24 protein-coding genes and 3 pseudogenes are annotated in these 25,725 nt (G+C 43.1%); 10 read left to right on the top strand and 17 right to left on the bottom strand.

What is annotated here, in order from left to right; translation table 11 throughout:
• The first annotated feature begins 7 nt into the window (after positions 1-7).
• From RJ01_RS04120 to RJ01_RS04105, 4 genes are all read left to right on the top strand, one after another.
• Entirely contained in the window at positions 8-3,184 is a 3,177-nt protein-coding gene (locus tag RJ01_RS04120) for an efflux RND transporter permease subunit (RefSeq protein WP_005236901.1), read from the top strand.
• On the top strand, positions 3,184-4,650 hold the full coding sequence (gene adeK, locus RJ01_RS04115; RefSeq protein WP_005236902.1) for a multidrug efflux RND transporter AdeIJK outer membrane channel subunit AdeK: 1,467 nt from the start codon (positions 3,184-3,186) through the stop codon (positions 4,648-4,650). Before RJ01_RS04120 ends, adeK begins: the two co-directional genes overlap by 1 nt.
• A gap of 106 nt (positions 4,651-4,756) precedes the next feature.
• Positions 4,757-5,113 carry a YbjQ family protein gene (locus tag RJ01_RS04110; protein ID WP_005236903.1) on the top strand — a complete coding sequence of 119 codons (357 nt, stop codon included), beginning with the start codon at positions 4,757-4,759 and terminating at the stop codon, positions 5,111-5,113.
• 3 nt (positions 5,114-5,116) lie between these two features.
• Positions 5,117-5,554, top strand: a complete 438-nt coding sequence (locus tag RJ01_RS04105; RefSeq protein WP_005236904.1) for a YbjQ family protein — start codon at positions 5,117-5,119, stop codon at positions 5,552-5,554.
• Here the strand turns inward: RJ01_RS04105 and def are convergent, their stop codons facing one another.
• Positions 5,555-6,043, bottom strand: coding sequence for a peptide deformylase (def, locus tag RJ01_RS04100; protein ID WP_034170203.1), 489 nt, complete (start codon positions 6,041-6,043; stop codon positions 5,555-5,557). It lies immediately after the preceding gene.
• 317 nt (positions 6,044-6,360) lie between these two features.
• Between def and RJ01_RS04095 the strand changes: the two genes are divergently transcribed.
• Entirely contained in the window at positions 6,361-7,638 is a 1,278-nt protein-coding gene (locus RJ01_RS04095) for an MFS transporter (RefSeq protein ID WP_034170139.1), read from the top strand.
• A 52-nt stretch (positions 7,639-7,690) separates the two neighbouring features.
• Here RJ01_RS04095 and RJ01_RS04090 read toward each other — a convergent pair whose 3' ends face one another.
• Positions 7,691-8,188: a DUF2505 family protein gene (locus RJ01_RS04090; RefSeq protein WP_034170138.1), complete on the bottom strand. Its 498-nt coding sequence runs from the start codon at positions 8,186-8,188 to the stop codon at positions 7,691-7,693.
• A 138-nt stretch (positions 8,189-8,326) separates the two neighbouring features.
• Entirely contained in the window at positions 8,327-8,599 is a 273-nt protein-coding gene (locus tag RJ01_RS04085; protein WP_004784921.1) for a hypothetical protein, read from the bottom strand.
• A 157-nt stretch (positions 8,600-8,756) separates the two neighbouring features.
• Between RJ01_RS04085 and RJ01_RS04080 the strand changes: the two genes are divergently transcribed.
• Positions 8,757-9,638 carry an alpha/beta fold hydrolase gene (locus RJ01_RS04080; RefSeq protein WP_034170137.1) on the top strand — a complete coding sequence of 294 codons (882 nt, stop codon included), beginning with the start codon at positions 8,757-8,759 and terminating at the stop codon, positions 9,636-9,638.
• A 34-nt stretch (positions 9,639-9,672) separates the two neighbouring features.
• On the opposite strand, the gene RJ01_RS04075 is transcribed toward RJ01_RS04080, so the two are convergent.
• Positions 9,673-10,158 (bottom strand): hypothetical protein, encoded by a 486-nt coding sequence (locus RJ01_RS04075; RefSeq protein WP_034170202.1) that lies wholly within the window; start codon positions 10,156-10,158, stop codon positions 9,673-9,675.
• A 391-nt stretch (positions 10,159-10,549) separates the two neighbouring features.
• Between RJ01_RS04075 and RJ01_RS04070 the strand changes: the two genes are divergently transcribed.
• Positions 10,550-10,996, top strand: coding sequence for a GNAT family N-acetyltransferase (locus tag RJ01_RS04070; RefSeq protein ID WP_034170136.1), 447 nt, complete (start codon positions 10,550-10,552; stop codon positions 10,994-10,996).
• A 12-nt stretch (positions 10,997-11,008) separates the two neighbouring features.
• Here the strand turns inward: RJ01_RS04070 and RJ01_RS04065 are convergent, their stop codons facing one another.
• From RJ01_RS04065 to RJ01_RS04045, 5 genes are all read right to left on the bottom strand, one after another.
• Positions 11,009-12,844: a diguanylate cyclase gene (locus tag RJ01_RS04065; RefSeq protein WP_034170135.1), complete on the bottom strand. Its 1,836-nt coding sequence runs from the start codon at positions 12,842-12,844 to the stop codon at positions 11,009-11,011.
• Positions 12,845-13,017: 173 nt separating this feature from the next.
• The gene (locus tag RJ01_RS04060) at positions 13,018-13,356 is read right to left on the bottom strand and encodes an FKBP-type peptidyl-prolyl cis-trans isomerase (protein WP_004814829.1); all 339 of its coding nucleotides are present in this window, start codon (positions 13,354-13,356) and stop codon (positions 13,018-13,020) included.
• Positions 13,357-13,435: 79 nt separating this feature from the next.
• Positions 13,436-14,059 carry an MgtC/SapB family protein gene (locus tag RJ01_RS04055; RefSeq protein ID WP_034170134.1) on the bottom strand — a complete coding sequence of 208 codons (624 nt, stop codon included), beginning with the start codon at positions 14,057-14,059 and terminating at the stop codon, positions 13,436-13,438.
• Between the two features lie 87 nt (positions 14,060-14,146).
• Complete coding sequence (locus tag RJ01_RS04050; protein ID WP_034170133.1) at positions 14,147-14,677, bottom strand: YaeQ family protein; 531 nt, start codon at positions 14,675-14,677, stop codon at positions 14,147-14,149.
• 100 nt (positions 14,678-14,777) lie between these two features.
• On the bottom strand, positions 14,778-15,782 hold the full coding sequence (locus RJ01_RS04045) for a GTP-binding protein (RefSeq protein WP_034170132.1): 1,005 nt from the start codon (positions 15,780-15,782) through the stop codon (positions 14,778-14,780).
• Positions 15,783-16,172: 390 nt separating this feature from the next.
• On the opposite strand from RJ01_RS04045, the gene RJ01_RS04040 reads away from it, so the two are divergent.
• Positions 16,173-16,427, top strand: a complete 255-nt coding sequence (locus tag RJ01_RS04040) for a hypothetical protein (RefSeq protein ID WP_034170131.1) — start codon at positions 16,173-16,175, stop codon at positions 16,425-16,427.
• A gap of 321 nt (positions 16,428-16,748) precedes the next feature.
• Positions 16,749-18,349, top strand: a pseudogene (locus RJ01_RS04035) (bifunctional 3-(3-hydroxy-phenyl)propionate/3-hydroxycinnamic acid hydroxylase).
• 73 nt (positions 18,350-18,422) lie between these two features.
• Here RJ01_RS04035 and RJ01_RS04030 read toward each other — a convergent pair.
• The 7 genes and pseudogenes from RJ01_RS04030 to RJ01_RS04010 form a co-directional block, all read right to left on the bottom strand.
• On the bottom strand, positions 18,423-19,028 hold the full coding sequence (locus tag RJ01_RS04030) for a glutathione S-transferase family protein (RefSeq protein ID WP_034170130.1): 606 nt from the start codon (positions 19,026-19,028) through the stop codon (positions 18,423-18,425).
• A gap of 123 nt (positions 19,029-19,151) precedes the next feature.
• A pseudogene (locus RJ01_RS16710) lies at positions 19,152-19,349 on the bottom strand (RpiR family transcriptional regulator); the annotation flags it as partial.
• Positions 19,341-19,757: pseudogene (locus tag RJ01_RS04025) on the bottom strand (MFS transporter); the annotation flags it as partial. The pseudogenes RJ01_RS16710 and RJ01_RS04025, both read right to left, overlap by 9 nt.
• Before the next feature lie 40 nt (positions 19,758-19,797).
• Positions 19,798-20,361, bottom strand: a complete 564-nt coding sequence (locus tag RJ01_RS04020; protein ID WP_034170129.1) for a TetR/AcrR family transcriptional regulator — start codon at positions 20,359-20,361, stop codon at positions 19,798-19,800.
• Positions 20,362-20,502: 141 nt separating this feature from the next.
• Entirely contained in the window at positions 20,503-21,024 is a 522-nt protein-coding gene (locus RJ01_RS04015; protein ID WP_004784949.1) for an acyl-CoA thioesterase, read from the bottom strand.
• A gap of 315 nt (positions 21,025-21,339) precedes the next feature.
• Positions 21,340-21,516, bottom strand: coding sequence for a hypothetical protein (locus RJ01_RS16350; RefSeq protein ID WP_162835329.1), 177 nt, complete (start codon positions 21,514-21,516; stop codon positions 21,340-21,342).
• Positions 21,517-21,850: 334 nt separating this feature from the next.
• Complete coding sequence (locus RJ01_RS04010; protein ID WP_005236978.1) at positions 21,851-22,846, bottom strand: patatin-like phospholipase family protein; 996 nt, start codon at positions 22,844-22,846, stop codon at positions 21,851-21,853.
• 121 nt (positions 22,847-22,967) lie between these two features.
• On the opposite strand from RJ01_RS04010, the gene chrA reads away from it, so the two are divergent.
• Positions 22,968-24,182 (top strand): chromate efflux transporter, encoded by a 1,215-nt coding sequence (gene chrA / locus RJ01_RS04005; RefSeq protein WP_034170128.1) that lies wholly within the window; start codon positions 22,968-22,970, stop codon positions 24,180-24,182.
• Between the two features lie 53 nt (positions 24,183-24,235).
• Here chrA and RJ01_RS04000 read toward each other — a convergent pair whose 3' ends face one another.
• On the bottom strand, positions 24,236-25,711 hold the full coding sequence (locus tag RJ01_RS04000) for a sodium:alanine symporter family protein (RefSeq protein WP_034170127.1): 1,476 nt from the start codon (positions 25,709-25,711) through the stop codon (positions 24,236-24,238).
• Positions 25,712-25,725 lie beyond the last annotated feature (14 nt).

The following is a 25,725-nucleotide window of genomic DNA, read 5'->3' as shown; positions in this document are numbered from 1 at the left end:
ATGGTTCATGGCTAAATTCTTTATCCATCGCCCGATTTTTGCATGGGTGATTGCATTGGTAATTATGCTGGCGGGTATTTTAACCATCAGCAAAATGCCAATTGCTCAGTATCCGACGATCGCGCCACCAACAGTCACCATTTCTGCGACTTATCCGGGTGCATCTGCAGCGACTGTAGAAAATACAGTAACGCAGATCATCGAGCAGCAGATGAACGGTCTGGATGGCTTGCGTTATATTTCCTCGAACAGTGCCGGTAACGGTCAGGCATCCATCGCCTTAAACTTTGAACAAGGTGTCGATCCTGATATTGCACAGGTTCAGGTACAAAACAAGTTACAGTCAGCGACTGCACTTTTACCGGATGATGTACAACGTCAGGGTGTACGTGTGACCAAATCTGGTGCCAGCTTCCTTCAGGTATTAGCTTTCTATTCTCCTGATGGCAGCCTGACTGCAGATGACATTAAAGACTATGTAAACTCAAACATTTCTGAACCTTTAAGCCGTGTGGCCGGGGTTGGTGAAGTTCAGGTCTTTGGTGGTTCTTATGCAATGCGTATTTGGCTGGATCCAGCCAAAATGGCTAGTCTGCAAGTGACTCCAAGTGATGTGGCTCAGGCAATCCGTACCCAGAACGCTCAGGTGGCTGTCGGTCAATTAGGTGGTGCGCCACAAATTGAAGGACAGGTACTGAATGCGACAGTGAATGCGCAAAGTCTGCTGCAAACACCTGAACAGTTCGAAAACATCTTCCTGAAAAATACCACTTCAGGTGCTCAAGTCCGTCTGGGCGATGTCGCACGTGTAGAACTTGGTGCAGACAACTACCAGTTTGATTCTAAATTTAATGGTAAACCGGCTGGCGGTGTTGCGATTAAACTTGCAACCGGTGCCAATGCACTGGATACCGCTGAAGCAGTTGAAGAACGTTTAAAACAGTTACGTCCTAACTATCCTCAAGGGATGGTGGATACACTGGCATTTGATACCACACCATTCATTCAGTTATCGATTGAATCGGTGGTTCATACTCTCATTGAAGCAGTCATTCTGGTCTTCATCGTAATGTTCCTGTTCTTGCAGAACTGGCGCGCAACGATTATTCCAACCATGGCCGTTCCAGTAGTTGTACTAGGTACTTTTGCAATCATTAATATCTTCGGCTTCTCGATCAACACCTTGACCATGTTCGCGATGGTTCTCGCGATTGGTCTGCTCGTCGATGATGCGATCGTTGTGGTCGAGAACGTTGAACGTGTCATGGCTGAAGAGCATCTGGATCCTGTGTCGGCGACTGAAAAGTCGATGAAACAGATCTCTGGTGCGCTGATCGGTATTACCTCTGTACTGTCTGCAGTATTCGTACCAATGGCATTCTTTGGTGGTTCTACAGGTGTTATCTATCGCCAGTTCTCAATCACGCTGGTCACAGCAATGGTTCTGTCGCTGGTAGTGGCCTTAACCTTTACCCCTGCCCTGTGTGCGACCATTCTGAAACAGCATGATCCGAACAAGCCGCAAAGTAACAATCCAGCTGCACGATTCTTCCGCTGGTTTAACCATAGCTTTGACCGTGTTTCTGTGAAATATCAGGGCGGCGTCAATCGTATGACACACCACAAGATTTTCTCCGGTATCATCTATGCGGTGGTGATCGGGATTATTGTGCTGATCTTCCAGAAACTGCCTTCTTCATTCTTACCTGATGAGGACCAAGGTGTCGTAATGACGCTGGTACAGTTGCCACCAAATGCAACCTTGGAACGTACCGATAAAGTCATCAATACCATGACAGGCTACTTCCTGGAAAATGAAAAAGATCATGTCCAATCTGTCTTCAGTGTGGCTGGTTTCTCATTCACAGGTGTAGGTCAAAACGCTGGTCTGGCATTTATCAAACTGAAAGACTGGTCTGAACGTACCACTCCAGAATCACAGGTCGGTGCAATTATCCAGCGTGGTATGGCACTGAACATGATTGTGAAAGATGCGTCTTACATCATGCCATTACAATTGCCAGCAATGCCTGAACTGGGTGTATCTGCCGGCTTTAACATGCAGTTAAAAGCAGCAAGTGGTCAAAGCCATGAGCAACTTTTGGCAGCGCGTAATACTGTTCTGGGTCTGGCTGCACAAGACAAACGTCTTGCAGGTGTCCGTCCAAATGGTCAGGAAGATAACCCGCAGTACCGTGTGATTGTCGATCATGCACAAGCCGGTGCTTTAGGTGTCAGCATTTCTGAAATTAACAGCACCATGAGCATGGCGTGGGGTGGTTCGTACATCAATGACTTCCTTGACCGTGGTCGTGTGAAAAAAGTGTACGTTCAGGGTGAAGCCAGCTCTCGTATGATGCCGGAAGACCTGAACCAGTGGTATGTTCGTAACAACCGTGGTGAAATGGTACCGTTCTCTGCATTCGCAACAGGTGAATGGACCTATGGTTCGCCTCGTCTAGAACGCTATAACGGCGTATCTGCAATGAACATTCAGGGTACACCGGCACCGGGTGTGAGCTCAGGTGATGCAATGCGTGCGATGGAAGAAATCATTGCCAAGCTTCCTGAAATGGGCATGCAAGGTTTCGACTATGAATGGACTGGTCTGTCTCTGGAAGAACGTGAGTCTGGCGCACAGGCACCATTCTTGTACGCGCTTTCACTGTTGATCGTGTTCCTGTGTCTGGCTGCATTGTATGAAAGCTGGTCAATTCCATTCTCGGTTCTTCTGGTTGTACCATTAGGCATCGTGGGTGCATTACTATTGACCTTTGGCGGTATGATTCTGTTTAAAGACCCGAACCTGTCGAATAACATCTACTTCCAGGTAGCGATTATTGCCGTAATTGGTCTTTCTGCGAAAAACGCAATCTTGATTGTAGAATTCGCCAAAGAGCTGCAGGAACAAGGCGAAGAGTTGTTTGATGCGACCCTGCATGCAGCAAAAATGCGTTTACGTCCAATTATCATGACCACCCTTGCCTTCGGTTTTGGTGTACTTCCACTAGCACTTGCTTCAGGTGCCGGTGCGGGTAGCCAGCACTCTGTCGGTTACGGTGTCCTCGGTGGTGTAATCAGTTCGACTCTTTTAGGTATCTTCTTTATTCCTGTATTCTACGTGTGGATTCGAAGTATCTTTAAATACAAACCAAAACAACAAAATCAGGAGTACAAGTCGTAATGCAAAATATATGGTCTATTACAGGTCGTAGCATTGCGGTATCTGCCCTCGCGCTTGCTTTGACTGCATGTCAAAGCATGCGTGGCCCAGAGCCCGTTGCAGAGGCAAATATCCCAAGCAGTTATACCAATGCTTCAGGTACTTCTGTAGCAGAACAGGGTTATAAAGAATTCTTTGCTGACCAGCGCCTGTTACAGGTACTGGATCTGGCATTGACCAATAACCGTGATTTGCGTACTGCCGCATTAAATATTCAGCGTGCCCAACAGGCTTATCAGATTTCTGAAAATGACCGTCTGCCAACCATTGGTGCGAGCGGCAGCGTGTTACGTCAGGATACTGGCAGTAACAATCCGCAAAGCCGTGGCGCTGTGACGACTTATAATGTCGGTCTAGGCGTAACTGCATTTGAGCTGGATTTCTGGGGTCGTGTGCGCAGCTTGCGTGATAATGCTTTAGATACTTATCTGGCGACTCAAAGTGCGCGTGATGCGACTCAGATTTCCCTGATTGGTCAGGTGGCCCAAGCATGGCTAAGTTACTCATTTGCCAATGCCAATCTGGCACTGGCTGAGCAAACACTGAAAGCCCAGCTTGAATCCTATAACCTAAACAAGAAACGTTTTGATGTGGGAATCGATAGCGAACTTCCAGTACGTCAAGCACAGATTTCTGTTGAAACTGCACGTAATGATGTTGCCAACTATCGCACCCAGGTGGCTCAGGCACAAAACCTGCTAAACCTGCTTGTAGGTCAACCCGTACCGGCCAACCTGTTACCGGCACAACGTGTTACCCGCATTACCTCTAATGCGGCACTAGGTGCAGGTTTACCAAGTGATCTGCTGATTAACCGTCCGGATGTACGTGCAGCTGAATACCGTCTGTCTGCGGCAGGTGCCAATATTGGTGCTGCCCGTGCGCGTCTGTACCCAACCATCAGCCTGACGGGTTCTGCAGGTTTTGCATCTGCGGATCTGGGTGATCTGTTCAAGTCTGGCAGTTTTGCGTGGTCTGTAGGCCCAAGTCTGGATATTCCAATCTTCGATTGGGGTACACGTCAGGCGAATATCCGTATTTCCGAAACAGATCAACAAATTGCGCTGTCAGATTACGAAAAATCAATTCAGACTGCATTCCGTGAAGTGAATGATGCCCTAGCGGTACGTCAGAATATTGGTGACCGTATTGCTGCTCAACGCCGTCTGGTCGATGCAACTAATACCACTTACCGTCTGTCTCTAGCACGTTTCCGTGCCGGTATTGACAGCTATCTGACTGTACTGGATGCACAACGTGCTTCATATGCAGCAGAACAAGGTTTGTTATTACTTGAACAGGCGAATCTGAACAGCCAGGTTGAACTGTACAAGAGTCTTGGTGGTGGTTTGAAAGTTAATACCTCAGACACTGTGCCGTATCGCCCGTCTGTGACCGAACAGCGTCGTGCGGAACAGGCAAAATAAGTCTAACTCCTTTTCAGAAAAGCTCACTTCGGTGGGCTTTTTTATTGCTTTTTTAAAGGAGATTTTCTATCTTCATGATTATATGACTGATTAAGAAGATATCTGCATGTTATTGAGTAATCTGGAATCTGTACCGGGACATACCATTCGCCAACAGATTGATGTGGTCTATGGCAGTACTGTGCGCAGTAAACATGTTGGACGCGATTTACTGGCTGGTCTAAAAAATATTGTCGGAGGCGAGTTGACCGCTTATACCGAATTACTGGAAGAATCCCGTCAGGAAGCCATGAACCGAATGATTGAAAAAGCTCGTAGTATGGGTGCCAATGCGATTGTGGGTATTCGTTTTTCTACTTCAAATATTGCCCAAGGTGCTTCTGAACTGTTTGTGTATGGCACTGCAGTCATCGTTGATCCGGTCATACCTAAACTGCCTGATCCATTTCCACAGGCGAACTAATGCATGGACGGATTGATTATACAGATTGTCATTTTTGCCATTCTGTTCAGCGTGGGTTTCGGTTTTGGTCGCTTTAACGAGCGCAAGCATCTGCAATATCTGGATGAACAGGAACAGCGTTTGGCTTATATCCGGGTCAATAATAGCCGCTTCATCGAATCTACACTCCCCGGTCATATGATCAGCAGCAATGTGGTGATTTCACATGATTACTTTAAATATGCGATTGCTAATGTGCAAAACATGCTAGGTGGTCGTTTGACCAGTTATGAGAGTGTCGTTGAACGGGCGCGACGTGAAGCTATAGTACGATTAAAATTGGAAGCAGAGAAAATAGGCGCTGACCAGATTATGGGAATTCGACTCAGTACTACCGAACTTGGCATGCAAGGCGGTATGGTTGAAGTCTTCGCTTATGGCACCGCAATTCAAGCCAAGTAATTATGCTTCTGCAAGCTTCTCTATAAATAAAATTCCATTCAGGTGATCAATTTCATGCTGTACAATTCGTGCCGGAAAGCCTTTGAATGACTGAACCACTTCATTTCCCTCTAACGTAAAATAACATACCTCAACCTCTTCTGCTCGAGCGACCCTCCCTCTTTGCTCGGGCACACTTAAACAGCCTTCCTCACCCAATACTTGCGTAGCTGAAGCACTGATAATCTCCGGATTGATCATGGTCACAGCTTCCATATATGGCGCCTCCGGATAACGTAAATTGGGCCGTGATGCGACAATAATAATGCGTTTAGAGACATAAACCTGCGGTGCTGCAATGCCCACGCCCTGACGGTGCTGCATGGTTTCCATCAAGGCGCTGTTAAATTGCCGCAACCAGTCACTGTCAAATTCAGCCTGTGTGACCGGACTGGCAATTAGGGTTAAAACGGCCTCACCTTGCTGTGCCACTGCTAAGGTATTTGTCATCACGCTATCCTGTAATTTTTTCATCTAACTCTATCTTAGAAGGAAAATTACAGAATGAACACCATACTAAAATGAATAAATACGTCTAAAAAAGATAAGCTGTATTTTAAGTAATGTTTCGGACTCCAGCTTATTTTTGCCTTAAAAAATTCACTTGAAAGGAAAATAATTAATCAAAACATTCCAAATTATTTTATTCATTTAAATTTTAATAAATTTTAGTTTAGATTAAACAAAGAAAGATTGATTATTCAAGAAAATAACCCTTCTTTAAAATCAGCAATCAAGTCATGGATATTAAATAATGGAACGAGCACATGAATGCACAACCCTATCTGAGCCGTGCTGATAAACGCACCCTCGGACTATCGTCCCTAGGTGGCGCACTGGAATTCTATGATTTTGTCATTTATGTGTTCTACGCCAAATTGATCTCTGAACTGTTCTTTCCAAGTACCCTGAGTCCGTTTTGGGCCATGCTAAATACCTATGGCATCTTTGCCGCAGGCTATTTCTTTCGCCCACTCGGCGGTGTGGTGATGGCGCATTTTGGGGATCTGATCGGTCGTAAAAGACTATTCAGTTTATCCATCTTGCTGATGGCGCTACCGACCCTCATGATTGGGATCATGCCAACCTTTGAAAGTATTGGTTATGCTGCACCATTGCTGCTGCTATTGATGCGTGTTGTTCAAGGTATTGCGATTGGTGGTGAAATTCCGGCTGCCTGGACCTTTGTGTCTGAGCATGTGCCTGAAGGCCGAATTGGGATTGCCAATGGTTTGCTGACCGCTGGCCTATCACTCGGAATTCTACTCGGTGCCCTAATGTCACTGTTTATTTCCTTACAGTTCACTGAAGCGGAAATTAAAGACTGGGCTTGGCGCGTTCCCTTCATTCTGGGTGGAATTTTCGGTTTTATCGCTCTTTACCTGCGTAGTTATTTGAAAGAAACTCCAGTTTTTAAAGCCATGCGGACGAAAAAAGAACTGGCGAAAGAATTACCGGTCAAGCAAGTGCTGTTAAGCCACAAAACTGCTGTAGGCATTGGGATGTTATTTACCTGGTTCCTGACCGGCTGTGTGGTGGTCTTGATTCTGGCGATGCCAAATTTACTGGTGGCCAGTTTTGGCTTCGAACGTGCTGATGCATTCAAGATGCAAAGTGCTGCAATCCTAATGCAAATGCTCGGTTGCATTATTGCTGGTGTACTGGCTGACCGTTTCGGTGCAGGCAAGGTCATTTTACTTGGCTCTATTTTTGTCGCGGCAATGGCTGGGATTTTTTATCACAGTCTGGGGCATGTTGAAGCGTCAACGGTGTTCATGCTTTACATGTTGCTCGGTCTAAGCTCAGGAACCGTGGGCATGGTGTCTTATAGCATGGTGAAAATGTTCCCGGCACAAATCCGTTTCAGCGGAATTTCATTTTCCTATAATCTGGCCTATGCGATTGCAGGTGGAATCACCTTGCCACTGGTGCAATGGTTGAGCCTATATAGCAATATTGGTGCCCTGTACTATATCTGGACTGTGTGTCTAGTGACCCTATTCACTGCCCTGCTTTACCGCAGTAAATTTGAAAAAACAGCTTAAAATAACAAAGAGCCTGACTTACAGGCTCTTTTTTAAGTGAGAATGTACGAATTTAAACTTTCAGATTCTTGCGTAGCTCATCTTCTACAATGCTGATCTCGATTTCACTGAACTTGCGGATTTCGCCTTCAGCATGTTTTTCCAGCATGCCACCGACCAAAGGCACTTTCACATTCACCGTCCAGTTCAACTGGAACTGGATCTGCTGTTCATCACCTGTAACGGCACGCTGACATTTGGCTTCAATTGGCAAATTGGCACCTAGTTCCACGACCGAAGTCATTTCTTCCAGGTTACTGACATCGGTACGTTGCAAGCGAAACGCATCTTTCAGCAGTTTTTTTGCAATATCCGGGATTTTGACATCCAGATTGTAGGCACGTTTCAGGGTATACAGATGTCCCTGCTTTTCTGAAACCAGAATTTCCATATTTTGAGCAGGGATTCGATGACAAACCGCTTCATGCAAACTGATGTCATTTGCCAGACGTTTAAACTCATCAATCGAAACACCACGAATAATTGCGTTTACGGTAAACTGGTGGGCCATATCTATTTTCCTTATTTTTATTAGGGGTTATGGACTCAAATTAAGTCAAATGAATCATCTGACAGAGAAGATAAGCTATTTAAGTCAATTTTACATCGGCTGTCATTATTTTTTTATTGAGAAAAATTGGCATTGAGGTCAATGTTTCCAGGCAATTTTTGCAGATATACAGGGTCCACAGCTGAGTAAAAGCTGAACTTCACGATACTCAATGACCGCATGAAATTCTTCTGCCCCATCATCCAGACCAGAAGCATACCAGACCGTACCCGCAGGAAATTTCTTTAACCAGCTGGCTTTATAAAAATCAGAAACGGAATCAAACTGTAAATAGTGTTCCGGTTCAGCTTCAACCTGAGTCGCCAGAGCCATAAATTTCTGTAATTGTGCCTGATGAAAATCAATCAGCATGAGGCAGCCCTTCCTTTTGTATGAGGAGATTACATGCCATATAGGTAAGCATAGATGTCATTTACGACTCATGAGTTTTGACATCATGGCTTAGATCAGATTAAAAATAATATAGATTCACCTCCCCTGATTCAATCCACGTATAAGGATATCCAGTATGCAACAAGGAAAAGTTAAGGTTGAAACCGTGCAGTTTTTGGCAGAAGATGGCTATACCTTAACCGGCAAGCTTTACCGCAGTGAATATGCAAAAGCCAATATTGTCATCGCCTGTGCGACAGGTGTTCCCCAAGCTTTTTACCGGCGCTTTGCCGATTATGCAGCACATGCAGGTTTTCAGGTACTGACTTTTGATTATCGCGGGGTGGCTGATTCTGCACCCAAACGTTTAAAGAATTTTAAAATGTCCTATTTAGACTGGGGACAATATGATCTCAGCGCTGCGATTGATTATCTGAGCAAAACCGGTCTGGATATTTATATGATTGGCCACTCCTATGGCGGGCAGGCTTTGGGATTAAGTAAATATCATGATCGCATTGAAGCAATGTACTGCTTTGGCACCGGTGCTGGCTGGCATGGTTATATGCCTTTAACTGAAAGAATCAAGGTTCAGGTAATCTGGAATATTGTTTTTCCACCGATGGTAGCGGTGACAGGCTATTTGCCATGGAGTCGTTTAAATATGGGCGCCGACTTACCGCGTGATGTCTATCGTCAGTGGCGCAAATGGTGCAAAAATCCAACCTATTTCTTTGCCGATCCTGAACTGAAAGACCTACATGCCCATTATGCCGCGGTAAAAACACCTATTTATGCCGTAGCCGCACTCGATGATGCCTGGGCCTTACCTAAATCCAGACAAGCCTTTATACAACATTACCGTCAGGCCTCGTTGCATTATATTGATATTCAGGCGACCGATTATGGACTCAAACACATTGGACATATGGGTTATTTCCGTCAGGGCGCAGAACAGCTCTGGGATGAAGTGCTCGCTAAGTTCAGTGAATTACATCAACTCAAAAATGCAGCTTGATTTTAGTCTCTAGAGTATTTAAGCATTTAGCTGCTTAAGCATAATATGCCTGTTGAATATCGGTTCTGATTTCCTGACGGTGTTCCTCGCCGAAACGGTCGACATGGGCATAAAATACCCCATAACGGCCGACATAATATTCCAGTGACTGGTCATAAAAATTCCAGAAAATTGACCATTCGCCTAAATCCATCTGACGGATTTGTGTACCGGTATGCATCGGCATCTTACGGAGCAGTTCCTGCTGTAATTGCTCTGCTTCATTGCGATCCTGAATCTGAACCTGATGTTGGAAAAATAATTGCGCTACATCATCAAACAGTTCCAGCTCATAGGCATCGACCACATGCAATGTTTCCTGAGACTCAGGTTGACTCTCTTCAGTACTGCTGGAAATCGGATCCTCTTTTTCGACACGTTTACTCTTTACATACTGCTGGGTTTTATAGATTTTCATGCCGATAAACCAGGTCGCATACAGTATCAGGGCTAGACATGAAAAAATCAGGAACTTAAGAATCATTGATCATCTCGTGTAGTTAATTTTATTTTTATCACGGTCTGCCAATTCTTGATTTGGCGATCTTCTTCCAACTTAACACAAGTCTATTTTTTGTACAGTAAACTTGAGGATTTTTTTAGATCTTCTTGGATTTTTTTCTTCGGTTGAGCCTTATTTCCCAGTATTCAATTTGAAATAAGGATCTAAAATCTTGTTAAAAATTAGAATGAATCCAGAAAGCCAATATTGATCAGGATAAATAAATCAGACAAATCACTACAGAATCGATCATCAACTCTGGATTCTTTAGCAAATGCACTCAAAAAGCTACACGATTGGTATTTGTTTTTTTGAGCATTTTCCTTCAAATAAAAGGTCCCTCTTTATGGTCGAGTAAATGAATAAAATTATGATTCGTGAAGGGAAGATTCAAGATATACCTCAAATAATCCAAGTCATCCACGACAGTATTCAATCCTGTATTTTGGATCATCAACGTGAAGACAGCGTGATCCAGCGCTGGCTGGAGCAGTTTAATCACGCCCAGCTGATTGTGGAAATGCTTTATAACGACTGCTGGGTGTATATTTTAAATGATCAGATTGTCGGCTTTTTGCTGGTCAGTGACATAGGAGAAATCCTGATGCACTATGTAGCTGCACGTTTCCAGCGACTCGGGTTTGGCACCCAGCTTTTTGATCAGATGCACAAATCCTTAGTGCGTAAAAATATCCATAAAATTAAAGTCCAATCGACTCAAACAGCTTTAAGTTATTATCAAAAAAATGGATTTTTCTCACCGAATCATCAATCGGAAAATGAAGAAAATTATCATTTATATAAATATGCTTTTTAAAATTAAAAATTTTTATGTCATTTTAAGTTGATCTCGCCCTGCCTGCTTAGCCGCATATAACTGCACATCTGCCGCTTTCATCAGTGCATGAATATCTGGATAGGGATGTGTTTGATCCATCCAGGAAATACCCATACTGACCGTGACATAGGATTTATCATCTGTTCGATTTAAATGTTCAAAGTGTTGTTCTCGGATCTTGATTAAAACTTTCTCCAGAGACTGTAAGGCTGCCTGAACAGGTACATCAGTGAGTAGAATCGCAAATTCTTCTCCACCATAACGGGCTAAATACGCGGATTCTGGGAGTACCGTCGGAATGACCTTGACCAGATTCTGTAAAATTTCATCTCCTTTTAAGTGCCCATAATAGTCATTGTAGTTTTTAAAATAGTCGACATCGAGCATGGCAAAAATCAGTGTACTGTGTGGATGTTGCTGACAGTATAAAAACTGCTGCTGGATTTGGTCATTTAAAGCACGACGGTTAAAGGCACCCGTCAAAGCATCAATATTCACCTGATGTTCGAGTTTGGCATTCAGTTCACGTAATTGCTCGGTACGTGCTTTGACTTTCTGATCCAGTGAACTGTTCAAGATCATTAATTTATTATTCAGTCGCTCGGTATGGTAGGTTTGATGGGCATAATTACGAGATTGTTGAAACATAATGATCAAGACATACAGGCTGGTCGAAATAAATGACAGATGCACGCTCTCAATTACATTCAGTAATACCAGATAATCATTAAGAAAGGTCACACACAGAAAGATGATGGCAAACAGGTTAGTGAACGAATATTCATCTCCTTGAGAAAGTGTCACATAAAACCCGTAAATAAAATTACCCAGTATCACCAGACCATAGATAACGCTATACAAAGCCAGACGCTCAAAAACTTCTGGTGTGCTAAACAAGGTTACTGCGATATTAAAAATCAGTAATCCCGCACCTACGTAATAAATTGAACGTCGAATGTAACGTGGCTTAAACAGGTACATGTAGCTCAGAAAGAATAAGATTGCCAGAAAAGTGAACAGATATTCTAGACGAGCGCCCCATAACCAACTGATTTTACTTACAATGGCGTATGGATGTGGCGCAGAAAACAGATTATGCAGTGCCAAAAAAATAATAAATAAGCCAAAAATAAATACACTGCGGCTGTTTCGCTCTACAGATCCGCGAAACAGGGAAAATAAAATGGTGAATAGCCCTACACCCAGCACTGTGCCACAGACCAAAGCGATACTCAGCATTTGCAGCATAAACTGTCGATTAATGGTCGCAGAGGGGCCAGTTTTCAGAGGCTTTTCTAGTCCGCCATGTAAATTGGTATAGTTGGAAACCTGAATACTTAAGGTAAAATATTCATTCTGTGGCACAAAAGATGCGATCTTAGGTGCCTTTTCAGTCACCTGCCCTGTCGGGGTTTTACTGATTTTACCAAGACGCAGCAAGATATCCCCATTTAAATAAATGCTATAAGCACCATACTGACTCGGAATCTGAATCGCTAATCGTTGTCCGATAAATTTTTTGGGAATTTTAAAATGGCTAATAAAAGTGCCATAAGTGGCATTGGTTCCGGTGAGACTCTTGAATGAAGCTGGAAGTTCAACTACTTGTGATTCGAGTTCAGGATCTGGTTGCTCAATGAACTGACGTGGATAGAACTGCCATTTGCCTTGCAACAAGGTGGTACTATCTTCATCAAATTTTAGTTCGGTGACCTCATTCTGATGAGCTAGGAAATAAGATTCTGGAGCAGCATCATATTGAGCCCACACGATCCGTGTAGTCCCCATCAAAAATATCAGCATCAACCACGATGCCAATATCAGCATAATCCCCCTAAACCTGAGCAAAAAGGCCATCCTGTAGCTACTGTTATTAATTCTAATGTACGTGGAATGTTGGATATTGCCAATGATTTTTCATATAAAAAAGCAGGATAACCGACGAGCTATCCTGCTGCTGAATTCCTGCCATATTGTACTGTTCAGAAAGTCACATAATATCAGTCACGTGTTTTAACGTCATACAGTTCGATTTCAAAAATCAGGTTGGAATTTGCCGGGATAATGTTCCCCATTTTACGTTCACCATAAGCCAGATGAGCAGGTACGATCAGCTTACGTTTGCCCCCCACTTTCATGCCGATGATACCTTGATCCCAGCCTTTAATCACACGACCAGTGCCGATGACCGTCTCAAAATAATTACCACGATCCAGCGATGAATCAAACTTGGTTCCATCTTCCAGCCAGCCAGTGTAATGCGTGGTAATCAGTGCACCTTTTACCGCTTCTTTACCTTCACCCACCACCAGGTCAATAATTTCTAGTTCTTTGGTCATCGTCAATATCCTTCATTTTGCAAATAGCCCTAGTATAAACACGATTGAGCCAAATTCCTCAGACTTTAGCTCCAATGGATCAAAAGCTGAGTTCCTGAATCTTCTTATCCTGTAATAAATACTGGGTTAATTTCTGGTGATTTTTAGCCGAACCCATCAGGATCCAGCGGCCTGTGATCCGCCGGTCGATTTTTTGCTGGCTGGAATGAATGACTTTTAATTTGTATTGTTTAAACAGTTTTTCATAATGATCCGGCTCATGCTGCTCAAAAGGACAGACTATCTCATAGTTACGTTCTTGATTCAGAGATTCAATGCCGCGCTGTACATACATCAGCAAAACCAGCACCGTCATGACAATAAAGGTCGCCCAAATACTTAACAGCTCATAGCCTGCACCGACTGCCATGCCCAGTGCCGCTGTCATCCAGATTGTGGTTGCAGTGGTAATCCCAGAAATCCGGTTATCATCTTTTAAAATCACTCCGGCTCCCAGGAAACCCAGGCCGGTTAAGACATTGGCTGCCAGACGGTCGGGGTTGGCCACGCCGATTTTTAAGGAAATAATGGTAAATAGACAGGAACTCAGACTGACCATGATCATGGTGCGCAGTCCGGCAGACTTACTGTGATATTCCCGTTCTGCCCCAATAACTGCACCAATCACGACTGCTAACAGCAAATCATAAAGTTCATGATACATGCTTCGTCCCTGGAACTTATTATTCTCTCCAGATATACGAAATATTGGGGCGAGGATACAAGTCGAAACTTGCATCCTTGTGAGTTGTTATTGTAACTGTTCCCATTCAATTACAGCTTGGGCCTGATCACCGATCAGGGTCCATTCACCATCCATGATATTTAGTTGCAGCTGCATGGTACGTTCACATAACTGTTTTACCGCTTCAGTGCTGGCGGTTGAAATTTTCCAGACCTCAACATTTGATAAAGTTTTCAATTTGGAATTACGTTTATACCATTCATCAACTGAAGAACCATAAGCAACTACTGCGACCTGCTTACAACGCGCACTGGCTTTCTTGACTTTATCTTCGTCAGGACAACCCACTTCGATCCATTTCAATAATTGGCCAGTCAGGTCTTTTTCCCACAACGCTGGCTTATCAGTCTCAAACAGGTCTTTGGTAAATTCAAGCGCCTCGCCAGCAAAACGTGCATAAGCCAGAATACGTACCATCAGACGTTCAATGGTTTCCGAAGGATGCAGCGCCATCGTCAACTGATAGTCTTCATAACGATGGGTATCCATATCGGCAACATTCAAATCCGCCTTATAAATTGTCGCTTTTAACGCCATAACACAATCCTCAAATTTGGCGCCTAGCATATAAGATTTATTGATTTTTTGCTGGACAGATTTCGTCTTGTCTAGCTATTTTCTATACACAGATTCGAAGCTATTTTTCCTGCTCAATCCGGCATTGCATTAAAGCAGTTTCAAATTCCAGCCAGTCACGTGAGGTCTGGTAAATCACTTCTACCCGGTTATCAATACCTTCTTCGGCAGACTGATAATTAAACTGTTCAGGATTGAAATTAAGGCTTTTCCAGCCCTGATTGGTATTGAAAATCCCTTTGATTCTGAGCCAGTCCTGCTGCTCACAAAGCAAATCCAGCAGATTATAAAAATCAAACTGCCAGCGTTTCGGCAATTTCCAACCTGCCACCTGATAGCCTTGTGCACTTTCAACATAATGATAAGGCGACTGATGTACGACAGCCGGCACCTCTCCAGATATTTGGCGCTGTTGCTTGAGCAGTGGCTGGATCTGCCGAGGAGTACCCTGATAATCCTGTTTGATTTGCTCAATATCCAGCTGTCCGTTTTCTATCATCAGCCAGTGCTGAGCATAGGGCTGATACTCAGACTTGAGTTCAGTTAAAGCAGCATGATCAGTTTCAGTCATCAAATCAGCATGGGAAATGACCACAATATTAGCAACTTTCAGCTGATCCGCATACAGGTTCTGATGCGTCCAGTCCCGATCATGTAAACGTGAGCCATCCACCACGGTAACCAAAGATTGCATCTTTAAATGACTCTGCCAATGTGGTTCAGTGAGCTGTTCCAGCAGTTGTCCGGGATGTCCGAGTCCTGTAGGTTCAATAAATAGCCGGTCCGGTTTGGTTTCTGACAATAGCCGGGATAAAGCAATCTGCATCGGCAACTGACTGCTACAACATAAACAGCCACCCAGCAATTCTTTCACTGCATAGCCCTGATCCTTAGGCAGTAATTGCTGGTCGACGCCAATCTGACCAAATTCATTCATCAGCACAGCCCAGACTTCCTGCTCCGGTTTCTGGCTCAGTAAATATTTTAATAAAGTGGTTTTACCGGCACCTAAAAATCCGGAAATGATGTGTACAGGAATAGGCTGCTGAGCGGCAAGAACTTTCAAAATTGATTCTCAAAGATAGAATTAGAAGTAGTAAACCTGACTATTATAGAGCACTGGACTCTTGCAAAAGTGTTCATTTTTTGGATGAGTAAATCCTATTTATCTCAGTGCAAATAAAAATAACAGTTTGTAGTAAGTACTTTTTAGCCGTTAAATGGTTCACTTAAACGCTATATTTGAAATATTTACACACATTTCCAGCTAAAAATTTCCTATACATTTAACAGAAGAAAACAAATTTCCAGTGATTGTATTTGCTTGGTTAACAGCTTCGTGCGGCTTTTGTTAATTACTTTGCTCCGTAAAATTTTCATGCTTAGGATGAATTCCTGCCGGATTGATGTGATGGTCATTCGGCAGTTTATAAATGTAATAAAAAGGATGCTCAACATGAAATATGCACAAATCTTACTTGCAACAACGCTTACTGCAGCCGCAGCTACCAGTTTTGCAGCAAACAATACCACTGACACGAAGACCACTGAGGAACAGAAAGTCACTGTAACAACTCAGGAACTTCCTGCAACGAATAACCCAAATCCGAATGTAACCACGGCTGGACCTGCTGACCAGCCTGCTGCGTCTGAAGCTGCTACAGAAGACAAAGATGGTAAAAAAACGACTAAGTCGACATCGACTCGTTAATCAGGTTTAAAGCAACATCTTGTGCAGTAAATCTCCAGTAGGTTCGACCTATGCTGCGGGATATAGACCGAGGCTGAATCATGCAACTGCGTGATTCAGCTTTTTTATACGTTATAGGCTATTCACTATAGCTAGAAATAATCATAGGATTCATTCATCTTATGAATAAATTTAAATATTATTATTTATTATCAATAATTTATTAAAATCTTTTCAACCAAATCTTTTTGATAGACATAACCTACTATGGACTAGCTTGTTTAGCGCTATTGATTGTTCCTTAATAGTCTCAATCCTGAATTGATTGAATGGACATTCGCGATGAGCAATACAAATTACACCACTGAAGTGGCGATTTTGGGGGCTGGCCCAGTAGACTTAACGATTGAACTACCTGAGCAAACAGGGTGTTCAAGTCACTGTGGTTGAACAGCTGGATAGCCTGATCGATTATCCGCGTGCCATCGGCATTGATGATGAATCCTTGCGTACCATTCAATCTTTGGGACTGGTTGATCAGGTCTTGCCGCATACTACCCCTAACCATGCCATGCGCTTCCTGACACCCAAAGGCCGTTGCTTCGCAGACATTCAGCCACTGACTCATGAATTTGGTTTCTCCCGCCGTAATGCTTTCATTCAACCTCAAGTAGATAATGTTCTGCTGCAAGGCCTCAAACAATATAAAAAACTGAAGTACTTTTCTCCCGTCACCTGACACATTTCAGCCAGGATGCTGAGGGTGTAACTTTAAATGTTCAGACTAAAAATGACAGCTTAGAAACTATTCGTGCGCAATACCTGATTGCTTGTGATGGTGGTAACTCTTATGTACGTCGTACCCTCAATATTCCATTTGAAGGTGAAACTGCACCGAACCAGTGGATCGTGATTGATATCGATAATGACCCATTGGCAACCCCACATATTTATCTATGCTGTGACCCCGTACGTCCTTACGTATCGGCTGCCTTGTCGCATGGCATTCGCCGCTTCGAATTCATGGTCATGTCAGGCGAAACTCAGGAAGAACTCAGCAAACCGTAAAATATTGCCAAACTGTTGTCTAAAGTTTTACCAAATACCAGCGGTATTGAAGTGATTCGTCAACGTGTGTATAACCACAATGCACGTATTGCGGACAAATTCCGTGCCGACCGTATTCTGCTTGCCGGTGATGCTGCGCACATCATGCCTGTATGGCAAGGTCAAGGTTATAACAGCGGTATGCGTGATGCCTTTAACCTGGCCTGGAAAGTAGCACTAGTGGTACAAGGCAAAGCAGGTCCAGACTTGCTGGACTCTTACCAGGTAGAACGTAAAGACCATGCCAAAGCGATGATCGATCTTTCAGTCATGGCAGGGCACGTGCTTGCGCCACCGAAAAAATGGCAAGGTTTTGTGCGTGACGGTATTGCCTATGCATTGAACTATATTAAGCCAATCAAACAGTACCTGCTGGAAATGCGCTTTAAACCAATGCCGAAATATCATGATGGTGCGTTACTGGCAAATACTCACAAAGACTCTCCAGTTGGCAAAATGTTCATTCAGCCACAGGTCAAACTGGAATCTGGTGAAACAGCATTACTGGATGAAGTCATTGGTAATGACTTTGCCATCATTGCCTGGGGTGTAGATCCGAAATGGGGCTTAAGCAAGGAATCAATGCAGCAATGGAAAAAACTTGGCGTGAAGTTCATTCAGGTCATTCCTGCGGTTCAGCTGTCTAATCAACAGCGTAAGCAATATGAAGATGTTATTACCATTGGTGATATCGGCACTGAATCCGTACATGGTTTGGCAAGACCCAAGATTCTATCGTCATCCTGCGTCCAGACCGCTTCGTAGCAGCTCTTGCCATTCCTCAATCTATGGAAAGCACAAGCAAGGCGCTGTTCAACAAGCTCCATGTTAAATAATAATTGACCTGACTTAAAAAACCACGCTACGGCGTGGTTTCCTATTTATAGATGAACATAAAAGCTAAGTCCATTATTGCTCAAACCATGAAATATCTTTGAGAGAACCAAGACGTGCCATCTGCTGGAGAAAAGGTTTGAATTCTTCTAAAGGCGGTAAAATTTCGGTACTAATTGCGAAGATCAGACAATAGGCTACATATAGATCTGCAGCAGAAACTTTTTCACCTAAAAGATAAGGCTTGGCCTGCGACAAGCCCTGATTAAGAAAATCAAATACCGCGGCTTCGTTACCAAAACTTAAACTGGTTCGAACCTTTTCAATCTGTTCTTGAGATACTTGTAAATTTTTTACATCGATATATTCAGTCAGTGGCCCATGACAGAAGAAAATCCATTTTAAATAAGCACCACGTTTGGGATCATCTAAAGCGGGCGCCAACCCTTTGTCCTGATATTTATCTGCCAGATAGATAATGATAGCGGCCATTTCTGAGATCACGATGCCTTGATCAACCAGACACGGGACTTTGCCCATCGGATTGATCTGAAGATATTCAGGTTGATGCATATCTTTATAGGGAACTTCCACCTGCTCAAGCTGGTCTTCGATCTGTAGTTCTTTAAGGATGGGCAGCAAGGTCATGCCGCGTGACCGAGGGTTGTTACAGAGCTTCATCATTCTGCTTCAACCGATTTCTTATTTTTTGAATTTTAGTATAAAGCGATTTTCCTCTGCGATTAAAAAGCATGTGCTACAGATCATTTCTGTAGCACATTTCATTTATGGAAGATCAATAATTTACTTAAAAAGGTCTACACAAAACTTTTCTTTGAGCACTTTCAGAATCAGCTCAATCGCAGGATGCTGGTTATTTTTAGGGTAACTGATATAGAGAGCAATCATCGGTAAAGGTTCCAGCGTTTTCTTCACCACAATATTATCGCCGAGTAAAGGAATCACATAAGCGGGTACCAGACTCCAGCCAACCCCCATGCCCTCACCCTTACGAGATTCCGGAATAAACTCATTCGCGACAGGGACGGTGACCGTCGTTAGGATGCTGAACCAGATTCCATGTAAGAAACGTACTGCCAATAATGACCACATGCTGTCGACTAGCAGATAACTAAAGGCAAACAAGGCAAAAATAACTCCGGCTCCACGCATTGCCAATTTCTTGCCGAGTTTCTCGATGATCATGCCAGAAAAAGGTCGAACGGCAATTGATGACACTAAGAACAGGGTCAAAGCCAAACCTGCTTCTTTGACTGATCCGCCCAGATCTTTCATGATATAAACCGGCAGAATGGTCAGTAAGGCAAAGTAATAGATAAACAGGAACAGATTGTTCAATAAACACAGAACAAAGGAGCGATTCCATAAGCGCTCAGGACTAGCAGACATAACACGCAACTTTTAAAATAAATTTAAGAATTGACTAAACTCAGGGAGAAATCAAAGCTGGGCTTAAGGCCATATCTACCAGATTCTGGATATATTGATCATCCGGCATGCGGATGAAGAAAATGATCTGGTAATGAATCGGCCCATATAAAGTGTCCAGCATCAGATCAAAAGGATAATCCGCACGTAATTCTCCACGTTGAATGGCCTGTTGAATCAATTGATGGGTTTGTTTTCGTCGTGGTAATAGATATTGCTGAAAAAAGTCTGCAGCTAGCTCCCGATGATTGGCCATAACGACCAGCAAAGCACGGCCTACCGGATGATTAAGCGCCTGAACTAGCAAAGTTAGCTGTTGAACCAGATTACTACGCAGGCTCTGTGAAGCATCCAGTTCAAATACCCCTGCTGTACGCTGCTTGAAAGCATCCAGTACCAGTTCAGATTTATGTTTCCACCAGCGGTAAATCGTAGATTTGCCAACCCCTGCCCGTGCAGCCACATCTTCTATTGTTAGCTGATGATATTCACCTTCTGCTAGTGCATCCGAAACTGCTTGCAGAATACTGTGCTGACGCCGTGAACATTTTTCTTCTTCACTCATGCTTAAAACCAAAAAACGAAACGATACGTATCGTTTCATATTGGATTAAAAAAGAAGCTTAAACCAAAGTTGAATGATTTTTTAGGCAAAAAAAAGGCCTCACATTGAAGGCCTCTTTAATAAGCGAATTAAGTTTAGTACTTAACTATGCGCTGATTTTTTATAGATGCTGCATGAAGGATGATGGTTTTCCTGCAGACGGGCAACTTTACGTTGTTCAGCCGCTTCAAAACGGCAACGTTTCCAGTCATTGTCCAGATTCAGCGGTGGAATCTGTTTAGGCTTACCATTTTCATCAACAGCGACCATCGTGAAGTAGCAACTATTGGTATGGCGTACAGTACGTTTCTGAATATTTTGTGCTTCTACACGAATACCGATTTCCATTGAAGTACGACCTACATGGTTCACACTTGCCAGGAAAGTCACCAGCTCACCGACATGAATTGGTTCTTTGAAATTTACTTTGTCTACAGACAAGGTTACGACATAACTACCCGAATAGCGACTCGCACAAGCATAAGCAACCTGATCCAATAATTTCAGAATTGTTCCACCATGTACATTTCCTGAAAAGTTCGCCATATCTGGCGTCATAAGGACCGACATCGTTAACTCTGACTGGTCATCCGATGCTGTTGCAATTTGATCTAAAGGGGCCATCGTTTTCTCTGAACTCTTTGAATGACAATGATATAGACCATTATTATAGCGTTTTTGGTCTAAATAAAATGTTCAATTCGGCAAATAAACATCATAATTCTTGATATGAAATTTTTCTCCATACAAAAAAAAAGATATTCCTCTGAAGATCCATAAAAATCATCAGAAAGTTATTTTCAGTAACTATAAAATAAACAGGAATTTATCTAGTAAATTATTTTCTTGAATCAATGCACTGCAATTAAGAGATTATTTATTAAGCATGCAGAACTCGATTTAAGAGAACTGCATGCATTAACAAAAAATAATCTCGAATTAAGCAGGCACCTGTCTCAACATTTCTCGCGCCACATTTTCATAACTTAAAGTCTGCTGGCCATGCAATATAGTTTCAACGGTAAAAGAACCATCGGGATGAACTTTAGTTACAGTAAAAATTGTATTTTCAAACTGAGCTAATGTGACTTGCTGGCCAATTTCGATGTGATTCATATGGCTTTTACATTTATTAATCTATCAATTTTTATTCTGTCATGATCTTCTAAGCTTTTGAACAGTTGTTTAACTTAAGTCTGTGAATAATTTTGTTAAAATCAAAAAAATAGCCTTAAAATATATTTATAAAATCACTATATTTTTATAATTCAAATATTTATTTCCAATTGAAACTCGGGCTTTAAGTGACTTTCAATAGGTAGAAAACATCAGCTCATCTCTAAAAACGATGAGCAAAAATGAGCCGCTTTTCATCTACATGAGAAAAGAGGTAAATATTTTTATACATCTTTATGAAAAATAAATATTTTATTAAAAATCTTAGAGCAAACTATTGTTGCTGAGCCAAGAGCAATGGAATCTGATGACCCTGACTGTAATTATGCTTCTGATAGGCCTGAGCAATCTCTGGTAGCTTGAGTTTAGCTGCCTCGATGCCAGCGTCCATGGTCAGCTCCCTGCCACGCACATCAAAAATATGACCTTTTTCGCGTAAGTCTGGCTGAATCACTACATCGGCATATTGCAGTTCCTCAGAAGCTAAACGTTGCTGCATGATATTGATGTTCTGGTTGAATAGACCCCAGACATTAGTGGTTTCAGTATGGATTGGCTGCGCCAAAATATCGACAGCAATCACAATATCAGCGCCCAGCTCACGAGCTACTTTAACTGGCACTGGACTGACTAACCCTCCATCCACATATTCTTTTTTCTGGATGACAGTCGGAATAAACATGCTTGGAATAGAAACGGATGCACGTACTGCTTGACCGGTATTACCATAATTGAAGACTACCCGCTTGCCCTCTTTCAAGGCTGTGGCTACCACAAACATCGGGATTTTCATGGCTTGCAAAGGCGTTTGATCCACTTGCAAATTCACATAATTTTCGACTTTTTTGCCATCAAAAAAACCTTTAGGGTCCAGCTTGATGTCGCGGACGTCAGTCGCTTTCATGCTTAACGCAATATTACGCAGTTCAATCGCCGGTTTACCACTGGCATAAATGGAACCTACGATACTGCCGGCACTGGTTCCCACAATAAAGTCAGGTTGTATGCCTGCCTGCTCCAACACTTCAATTGCACCGATATGCGCATAGCCACGCGCACCGCCACTGCCAAGAACAAGTGCAATCACCGGACGGTTTTCTGTTTGCTTGATCTTGTGGAAATTGATCTGGTTTGGGCGTGCTTGGGCTTCTGCTATTGAACTGGCAGATTTAATATGACTAGAGTTAGGTTGATTTAAACCGGATGTCGTTTGGCAGCCACTCAGGCCTATCATTGTCATCGCCAATATACTCAGTACATATTTCTGCATGCAGAGCACGTCCTCATTTTGTTAAAGCAGCATAGTGTATAAACACATGCTTAAATAATCTGTAGAATTTCGTAAAACTGTCATACAGTTGCACTAATGTCTTTCAATTTTCAGCCACTGTATGAATACACCTTCAATGTACCGGATCTTTCTCACTTTCCTGCAACTGGGCTGTATGGCATTCGGTGGACCGGCAGCGCATCTGGTGTTTTTTCACCGTAAATTTGTCGACCAGTTACAGTGGTTAAATACGACACAATATGGCCAGCTGATTGCATTAGCGCAGCTTTTGCCCGGCCCCAGCAGCAGTCAGGTAGGCCTTTCAATTGGCTATCTGCAAAGGGGTTATGCTGGGGCATTCGTGGCTTGGCTTGGATTTACCCTGCCTTCAGCGCTTTTGATGAGCTTGATCGCAGTACTCGGTCAGCACTATTTCCATATTCTAAACTCAAACAGCTTTCATAGCATTCAATTGATCGTTTTTTCTGTAATCGTCTGGGCATTCTGGCAAATGCTTAACAGTTTCTGCAAGAGCATCTGGCAGTATGTACTGGTCTTGATTTCAGTCCTGATCCTGAGCTTCATTAGTATCAGTTTGAATCAGCTATTAGTCATTATTTTAGGGGCAGTTTTTGGCCTTGTAATGGCAAAATTTTCTAATTCTCCTCAGGAAAATAAGCCTGCTTCAAATTCATCTATCATTCACTCAAGCTATATTCGGCCACGTCACTCACCTTACTGGTTCATCGCATTTATACTGCCCTTTTTCCTGATTCCTATACTAGTCAAATCTGGTTCTTGGCCTGAACTCGCTTTTTTTGCTGATTTTTATCAAACTGGCTCATTGGTTTTTGGTGGTGGACATGTGATTCTGCCTTTGCTGCATCAGGACTTTGTGACGACCAATTTACTTTCGCCCCAATCTTTCGATCTAGGTTATGCATTTGCTCAATTGATGCCGGGTCCATTGTTTAGTTTTGCCAGCTATGTCGGTGCTCTGTTGCCTTGGACAGGCTCACCCTGGATTAATGCACTGTTAGCAACCTGCGCTATTTTCCTGCCTTCATTTTTTCTGATTTTTGCTACTTTGCCTTATTGGTCATGGTTAATGCAGCGAGGTATTATTTTTCAGGCAGTGAGCGGGATTAATGCGGCAGTCGTCGGACTGCTTTTATATTTGCTGATTGATCTCTCTCAGGCATATTTTCGTTCCTGGTCTGATCTGGTTTTTGTCATCGTGATGATTTTACTGTTACGCTCGAAATTACCAGTCTGGTTCAGCCTGATTGCTGGCTTTATCCTATATCAAAGCTATCTTAATTTTGTGTCATTCTAATAATTTAAGCTCATAAAAAAGCCCCGAACCAGTCGGGGCTTTTTGCTCAAGTCTTACCAGATATCTGATTTAACTTTATCTTTAAATTTCGGATGATCATCGAGTTTAAACTCTGGTTGCTCGATGCCACGTTTCAGCTGACCGGTATAGTCCTTGAGCAGCATCAAAATAAATGGCATCAGCAGTACAATCGCAATCAGATTGATACTAGCCATGACACCCATGAACAGATCCGCCATATTCCAGATCAACGGTACACTGGCAATCGAGCCGAAATACACCATAAACAATACCAGCAACCGGAAAATAAACATGACCTTGCTGTTATTATTGATAAACTGGATATTCCCTTCTGCATAGGCATAGTTACCAATAATAGAAGAATAGGCGAACAGGAATAAGATCAAGGCCAGGAAGTCATCACCCCAAGCACCAATCTGGCTTTCAAGCGCCATCTGGGTCAAGGTTACACCTTCAAAACCGGCATTTTCATATAGGCCAGAGACTAAAATAATGATAGCGGTACATGAACATACGACGAAGGTATCTACAAATACGCCAAGCATTTGAACCAGACCCTGATTCACCGGATGTTTCACGTCAGAGGCAGCTGCCGCATTCGGTGCTGAACCCATCCCCGCTTCGTTCGAGAATAAACCGCGCTTAATCCCCATCATCATGGCCATCGAGATCATGGCACCGAAGAAACCGCCAGCCGCTGCTTCAAACTCAAATGCTTTGCTAAAGATCAGCTGAAAAATAGACGGCAACATATCGTAATTGATGACGGCGATATATAAAGCTACACCGAGGTAAAGAACTGCCATGAAAGGAACCACCCCTTCAGCAACTTTGGCAATCCGTTTGATCCCGCCAAAAATAATCATGGCCGTAATCAAGACCAAGACCAGACCAATCCAGGAAACTTCCAGATCGAAACCGCCTAATGGCAACATCAGATTGGCTTCATTCCAGCCCCAGGCATGTGAGGTTGCACCCGTAATGGCATTGGCCTGCACGGCATTGAACACAAAGCCGTAGGTCGTAATCAACGCAATCGCAAAGACAATTCCCAGCCATTTCTGTTTAAGACCCTGAGTAATGTAATACGCAGGTCCACCGCGGAATTGCTGGTTCTTATTATCCCGGACTTTAAACAACTGTGCTAATGACGATTCTACAAAAGCAGAACTCATTCCCAGAAATGCAGTAAACCACATCCAGAATACAGCACCCGGACCACCGACAGCAATCGCAATGGCGACACCAGCGACATTACCCACACCAACCCGGCTAGCCAGACCTGTAACAAAAGCCTGAAACGGCGTAATACCATGATCGTCTTCGACCTTGCTACGACTACGTTTCATGACTTTCATACTGTGCCAGAACAAACGGATTTGTACGGCACCGGTCATGATCGTATACAAAATACCGACTGCGACCAGGAATACCACTAAAAAGTCCCAGAGTGGACCATTTAAGGCATTGACCCAGCCCAGTAAGGTTTCATTTAGCTGATCATTCATGTCATATCCTTATG

Origin of the sequence: Acinetobacter sp. YZS-X1-1, assembly GCF_000804305.1 — a bacterium.
Classification (GTDB): domain Bacteria; phylum Pseudomonadota; class Gammaproteobacteria; order Pseudomonadales; family Moraxellaceae; genus Acinetobacter; species Acinetobacter variabilis.
This window is presented reverse-complemented; position numbering and strand designations above follow the sequence as displayed.

What these genes read in the sequence shown, in the direction of transcription:
- RJ01_RS04010 (WP_005236978.1), bottom strand. Translation starts at nt 22,846, where the DNA reads ATGCAGAAATATGTACTGAGTATATTGGCGATGACAATGATAGGCCTG.
- RJ01_RS04050 (WP_034170133.1), bottom strand. Translation starts at nt 14,677, where the DNA reads ATGGCGTTAAAAGCGACAATTTATAAGGCGGATTTGAATGTTGCCGAT.
- RJ01_RS04105 (WP_005236904.1), top strand. Translation starts at nt 5,117, where the DNA reads ATGGACGGATTGATTATACAGATTGTCATTTTTGCCATTCTGTTCAGC.
- RJ01_RS04070 (WP_034170136.1), top strand. Translation starts at nt 10,550, where the DNA reads ATGATTCGTGAAGGGAAGATTCAAGATATACCTCAAATAATCCAAGTC.
- RJ01_RS04000 (WP_034170127.1), bottom strand. Translation starts at nt 25,711, where the DNA reads ATGAATGATCAGCTAAATGAAACCTTACTGGGCTGGGTCAATGCCTTA.
- RJ01_RS04030 (WP_034170130.1), bottom strand. Translation starts at nt 19,028, where the DNA reads ATGAAGCTCTGTAACAACCCTCGGTCACGCGGCATGACCTTGCTGCCC.
- RJ01_RS04065 (WP_034170135.1), bottom strand. Translation starts at nt 12,844, where the DNA reads ATGCTGATATTGGCATCGTGGTTGATGCTGATATTTTTGATGGGGACT.
- RJ01_RS04085 (WP_004784921.1), bottom strand. Translation starts at nt 8,599, where the DNA reads ATGCTGATTGATTTTCATCAGGCACAATTACAGAAATTTATGGCTCTG.
- chrA (WP_034170128.1), top strand. Translation starts at nt 22,968, where the DNA reads ATGAATACACCTTCAATGTACCGGATCTTTCTCACTTTCCTGCAACTG.
- def (WP_034170203.1), bottom strand. Translation starts at nt 6,043, where the DNA reads ATGACAAATACCTTAGCAGTGGCACAGCAAGGTGAGGCCGTTTTAACC.
- RJ01_RS04095 (WP_034170139.1), top strand. Translation starts at nt 6,361, where the DNA reads ATGAATGCACAACCCTATCTGAGCCGTGCTGATAAACGCACCCTCGGA.
- RJ01_RS04080 (WP_034170137.1), top strand. Translation starts at nt 8,757, where the DNA reads ATGCAACAAGGAAAAGTTAAGGTTGAAACCGTGCAGTTTTTGGCAGAA.
- RJ01_RS04060 (WP_004814829.1), bottom strand. Translation starts at nt 13,356, where the DNA reads ATGACCAAAGAACTAGAAATTATTGACCTGGTGGTGGGTGAAGGTAAA.
- RJ01_RS04110 (WP_005236903.1), top strand. Translation starts at nt 4,757, where the DNA reads ATGTTATTGAGTAATCTGGAATCTGTACCGGGACATACCATTCGCCAA.
- RJ01_RS04040 (WP_034170131.1), top strand. Translation starts at nt 16,173, where the DNA reads ATGAAATATGCACAAATCTTACTTGCAACAACGCTTACTGCAGCCGCA.
- RJ01_RS04120 (WP_005236901.1), top strand. Translation starts at nt 8, where the DNA reads ATGGCTAAATTCTTTATCCATCGCCCGATTTTTGCATGGGTGATTGCA.
- RJ01_RS04090 (WP_034170138.1), bottom strand. Translation starts at nt 8,188, where the DNA reads ATGGCCCACCAGTTTACCGTAAACGCAATTATTCGTGGTGTTTCGATT.
- RJ01_RS04015 (WP_004784949.1), bottom strand. Translation starts at nt 21,024, where the DNA reads ATGGCCCCTTTAGATCAAATTGCAACAGCATCGGATGACCAGTCAGAG.
- adeK (WP_005236902.1), top strand. Translation starts at nt 3,184, where the DNA reads ATGCAAAATATATGGTCTATTACAGGTCGTAGCATTGCGGTATCTGCC.
- RJ01_RS04020 (WP_034170129.1), bottom strand. Translation starts at nt 20,361, where the DNA reads ATGAGTGAAGAAGAAAAATGTTCACGGCGTCAGCACAGTATTCTGCAA.
- RJ01_RS16350 (WP_162835329.1), bottom strand. Translation starts at nt 21,516, where the DNA reads ATGAATCACATCGAAATTGGCCAGCAAGTCACATTAGCTCAGTTTGAA.
- RJ01_RS04055 (WP_034170134.1), bottom strand. Translation starts at nt 14,059, where the DNA reads ATGTATCATGAACTTTATGATTTGCTGTTAGCAGTCGTGATTGGTGCA.